Raw genomic sequence first — 4,018 nt, 5'->3', positions numbered from 1 at the left:
CCCCCGAGGCGTCCGGGCCGTCGCTGGCCGCCGGGCCGTCCACCCCGGGCGACCCCGCCCAGGCCCCCGCCGAACGTCCGGCGCGGCGCCTGGTGCTCGCCTCCGCGTCACCGGCGCGGCTGAGCCTGCTGCGGCAGACCGGGTTCGCGCCGGAGGTCGTGGTCAGTGGAGTCGACGAGAGCGCCCTGACGGCGGAGTCCCCCGAGGAGCTGGCCCGCGCCCTGGCCGAGGCCAAGGCCCAGGCGGTGGCGGGCCGTCCGGAGGCGGCCGGCGCGCTGGTCATCGGCTGCGACTCGGTCCTGGAGTTCGCCGGTGAGGCCCTCGGCAAGCCCACCGACGCGGAGGAGGCCGTCGCCCGCTGGCAGGCGATGCGCGGCCGTACCGGCGTGCTCCGGACCGGCCACTGCCTGATCGACGCCGCCGACGGACGCCAGATGTCGGCGACCGCCTCCACCGAGGTGCGGTTCGGCGAACCGACCGACGAGGAGATCGCCGCCTACGTCGCCACCGGTGAACCGCTGCACGTGGCCGGGGCGTTCACCCTCGACGGGCTGGCCGCCCCGTTCGTGGACTCGATCGATGGCGACCCGGGCAACGTCATCGGCATCTCGCTGCCGCTCTTCCGGCAGCTGCTGACCGGCCTGGGCATCCTGGTCACCGACATGTGGGCCCCGCCCGCCGCCTGACCACCAGCGTCCGAGCGCCGTCCGAGCGCTGTCCGAGCGCGGGACGCCTCCGCCACCACGCCGGGACCGGTCACCGCGTCACGCGGCGACCGGTCCCGGCGCGCCCGCCGGTGACGGGTACGAGAAGCAGAGCGTGAGCAGCAGCAGGCCGAACAGGGCCATCAGCGCGGCGAACGCCCACCAGCCGACCATGCCGACCGCGATCACCGCCAGCACGGCCTGGGTCACCAGGGCACCGACGATCAGGGCCCGGGACCACCGGCCGCCCAGCCGGTCCCGCAGCGCCACCAGGGCGAGCGCGCCCGCGCACGCCAGCAGGAAGACCGCGAGCAGTGCGCCGCCCACCCACACCGATGCACTCATCGTCGATGTGGAGAGACCGGCCAGCGACATCTCCTGCGCGCGCACGGCCAGCCCGAGAACCCAGTGCATCCCGCCGAGCCCCACCGCCTCGGCCAGCACCGTCAACGCCGCCGCAGCGGCCACGACTTGCCTACTCCGGTTCACACAAAGCACGTTACTGCCGGGTAATGAGACCGACAAGACATCGCGCACGACCGCGGCCCGCCGGAGCACCCGGCCGACACGCCCCGCACGCCCGCACGCCCGAAGGGAGAGGCGTCCCCGGCGACACCGCCACCCCTGACCGCTCAGGCCACGCGGGAGACAACCCCTTAGGGGACCCCAGAGAAAAATAATCCCAGCCCCCATTGGAGGTTCTCCACAACGCGTGCCCGGATTATGGACAGAAAAAGCCGGGCCGACCCGGCCGCATTCGATCCCCGGAAGAGAACTGCCACAGCCCGCGTACCGTGTAGACCAGGGAGAGAATGCGTTCGGCGCGGCGCCGCGTCACCATGCGTGTGGGATGACTCACGCGCGGAGGGGACTCGGCGCGCGGTGTGGCGTGTATCTAAACTCACCTTGTTCCAAGGAGGGAGCCAACGTGCGCAAGGTGCTCATCGCCAATCGCGGCGAAATCGCCGTTCGCGTCGCCCGAGCCTGCCGGGATGCCGGCATCGCCAGCGTCGCCGTCTATGCCGAGCCGGACCGGGACGCGCCCCATGTGCGCGCCGCCGACGAGGCGTTCGCCCTGGGTGGTGACACCCCGGCGACCAGCTACCTCGACATGACCAAGGTGCTGAAGGCCGCCGCCGACGCCGGCGCCGACGCCGTCCACCCCGGTTACGGCTTCCTCTCGGAGAACGCCGAGTTCGCGCAGGCCGTGACCGACGCCGGGCTGACCTGGATCGGCCCGCCGCCGCAGGCCATCCGTGACCTCGGCGACAAGGTCGCGGCCCGGCACATCGCCCAGCGCGCCGGCGCACCCCTGGTCGCCGGCACCAAAGACCCGGTCAGCGGTGCGGACGAGGTCGTCGCCTTCGCCGAGGAGCACGGTCTGCCCGTCGCGATCAAGGCCGCCTTCGGCGGTGGCGGGCGCGGCCTGAAGGTCGCCCGCGAGCTGGGCGAGGTCGCCGAACTGTACGAGTCCGCCGTCCGCGAGGCGGTCACCGCCTTCGGCCGCGGCGAGTGCTTCGTCGAGCGCTACCTCGACCGCCCCCGGCATGTCGAGACCCAGTGCCTGGCCGACACCCACGGCAACGTGGTCGTCGTCTCCACCCGTGACTGCTCGCTCCAGCGACGGCACCAGAAGCTCGTCGAGGAGGCGCCGGCGCCCTTCCTCACCGACGAGCAGAACGCCGAGCTGTACCGCGCCTCCAAGGCGATCCTCAAGGAGGCCGGCTACGTCGGTGCGGGCACCTGCGAGTTCCTGGTCGGCCAGGACGGCACGATCTCCTTCCTGGAGGTCAACACCCGGCTCCAGGTCGAGCACCCGGTCACCGAGGAGGTCACCGGCATCGACCTGGTCGTCGAGCAGTTCCGCATCGCCGACGGCGAGGCCCTGGGCTACGACGACCCGCCGCTGCGCGGCCACTCCATCGAGTTCCGCATCAACGGCGAGGACCCGGGCCGCAACTTCCTGCCGGCGCCGGGCACCGTCACCGAGTTCGTTCCCCCGGCCGGTCCCGGCGTCCGTCTGGACGCGGGCGTCGAGAGCGGCACCGTCATCGGCCCGGCGTGGGACTCCCTCCTCGCCAAGCTGATCGTCACCGGCGCCACCCGCGAGCAGGCGCTGCGGCGCGCGGCCCGCGCGCTGGCGGAGTTCCGCGTCGAGGGCATGGCCACGGCCGTGCCGTTCCACCGCGCGGTCGTCGCCGACCCGGCGTTCGCCCCCGAACTGGGTGGCTCGGCCGGTCCGTTCACCGTGCACACCCGGTGGATCGAGACCGAGTTCGCGAACGACCTGCCGCCGTTCACCCCGCCCGGCGCGGGGGACGAAGAGGGCTCCGGCATCCGCGAGACCGTGGTCGTCGAGGTCGGCGGCAAGCGCCTGGAGGTGTCGCTGCCGGCGACCCTGGCCATGCCGCTGGCCCGCGCGGCCGTCGCGGGCGGCGCCAAGCCGGCCCGTCGCAAGGCGGGCCGCAAGGCCGGCTCCGCCGCTTCGGGCGACTCCCTCAACTCGCCCATGCAGGGCACCATCGTGAAGATCGCGGTGGAGGAGGGCCAGCAGGTCGAGGAGGGCGAGCTGGTGGTGGTCCTGGAGGCCATGAAGATGGAGCAGCCCATCAACGCCCACCGGTCCGGCACGGTCAAGGACCTCAAGGCCGAGGTCGGCGCCGCCCTTTCCTCGGGTGCGCTGATCTGCGAGATCAAGGACTGAACCACCGTACGACGACGGTGGGATGAGGGGCGGCGGCCGACCGGGCCGCCGCCCCTCACGCCGTCCCCGGCCGGGGCGCGCCGCGTCGTGGTCGTCTGCCTCGTCTGCCTCGTACGGGCTTCTCCGGCGGCGGGACGTTCCGTTCAGCGCTCCGCTGACGTCCGTCATCGTGGGCCTACGCGGTGGCCCTCTTCAGGAGCACGGTGATCTCGATGGCCTGACCGGCGCCGAAGCTGGGAGCGAGCGTGCTGAACGCCTCCCATCCCTGGCGGCCCAGCTCGTTCAGCTCCGTCTCGATCTGGCCGTAGTCGAAGCCCTTCATCTTGAGCTTGTAGGTCTGCACCTTGTACTCCCACTGAGCGGACATGCGGGGCGGCTCCCGTCGTCGGTGTCGGCATGGTCGGGTCCGCGCCGGGCGCGGGCACGACACCAGTCCACACCATGCCGCCGGGGCACACCCAAGCCCGCGGGGCCGTCCCGGCGCGTCGGAGTGCGGGCGGCGCCGCTCCGTGAGGGTGCCTCAGCCGCCGCGTCAGCCACCGCGTCAGCCGCCGGCGCGGCGGCCCAGGGGGGTGCCGACCGGGCCGGCGGCTGACGCGGTGGCTGACGC

4 protein-coding genes are annotated in these 4,018 nt (G+C 73.1%); 2 read left to right on the top strand and 2 right to left on the bottom strand.

The window, feature by feature from the left end:
• Positions 1-89: 89 nt before the first annotated feature.
• The gene (locus E0D90_RS24305) at positions 90-686 is read left to right on the top strand and encodes a Maf family protein (RefSeq protein ID WP_438827447.1); all 597 of its coding nucleotides are present in this window, start codon (positions 90-92) and stop codon (positions 684-686) included.
• 78 nt (positions 687-764) lie between these two features.
• On the opposite strand, the gene E0D90_RS24300 is transcribed toward E0D90_RS24305, so the two are convergent.
• Positions 765-1,193, bottom strand: coding sequence for a hypothetical protein (locus E0D90_RS24300; protein WP_130800098.1), 429 nt, complete (start codon positions 1,191-1,193; stop codon positions 765-767).
• A gap of 439 nt (positions 1,194-1,632) precedes the next feature.
• On the opposite strand from E0D90_RS24300, the gene E0D90_RS24295 reads away from it, so the two are divergent.
• On the top strand, positions 1,633-3,408 hold the full coding sequence (locus E0D90_RS24295; protein WP_103504273.1) for an ATP-binding protein: 1,776 nt from the start codon (positions 1,633-1,635) through the stop codon (positions 3,406-3,408).
• A 175-nt stretch (positions 3,409-3,583) separates the two neighbouring features.
• Here the strand turns inward: E0D90_RS24295 and E0D90_RS24290 are convergent, their stop codons facing one another.
• Complete coding sequence (locus E0D90_RS24290) at positions 3,584-3,775, bottom strand: DUF4177 domain-containing protein (protein ID WP_130800097.1); 192 nt, start codon at positions 3,773-3,775, stop codon at positions 3,584-3,586.
• Positions 3,776-4,018 lie beyond the last annotated feature (243 nt).

Source organism: Streptomyces otsuchiensis, from assembly GCF_004305975.1.
GTDB lineage: Bacteria > Actinomycetota > Actinomycetes > Streptomycetales > Streptomycetaceae > Streptomyces > Streptomyces otsuchiensis.
The sequence above is the reverse complement of the archived record's forward strand: the minus strand, read 5'-3'. Positions and strand labels throughout refer to the sequence as shown.

Bases quoted from the DNA above. Each gene is read 5' to 3' on its own strand.
- E0D90_RS24290 (WP_130800097.1), bottom strand. From the start codon at position 3,775: ATGTCCGCTCAGTGGGAGTACAAGGTGCAGACCTACAAGCTCAAGATG.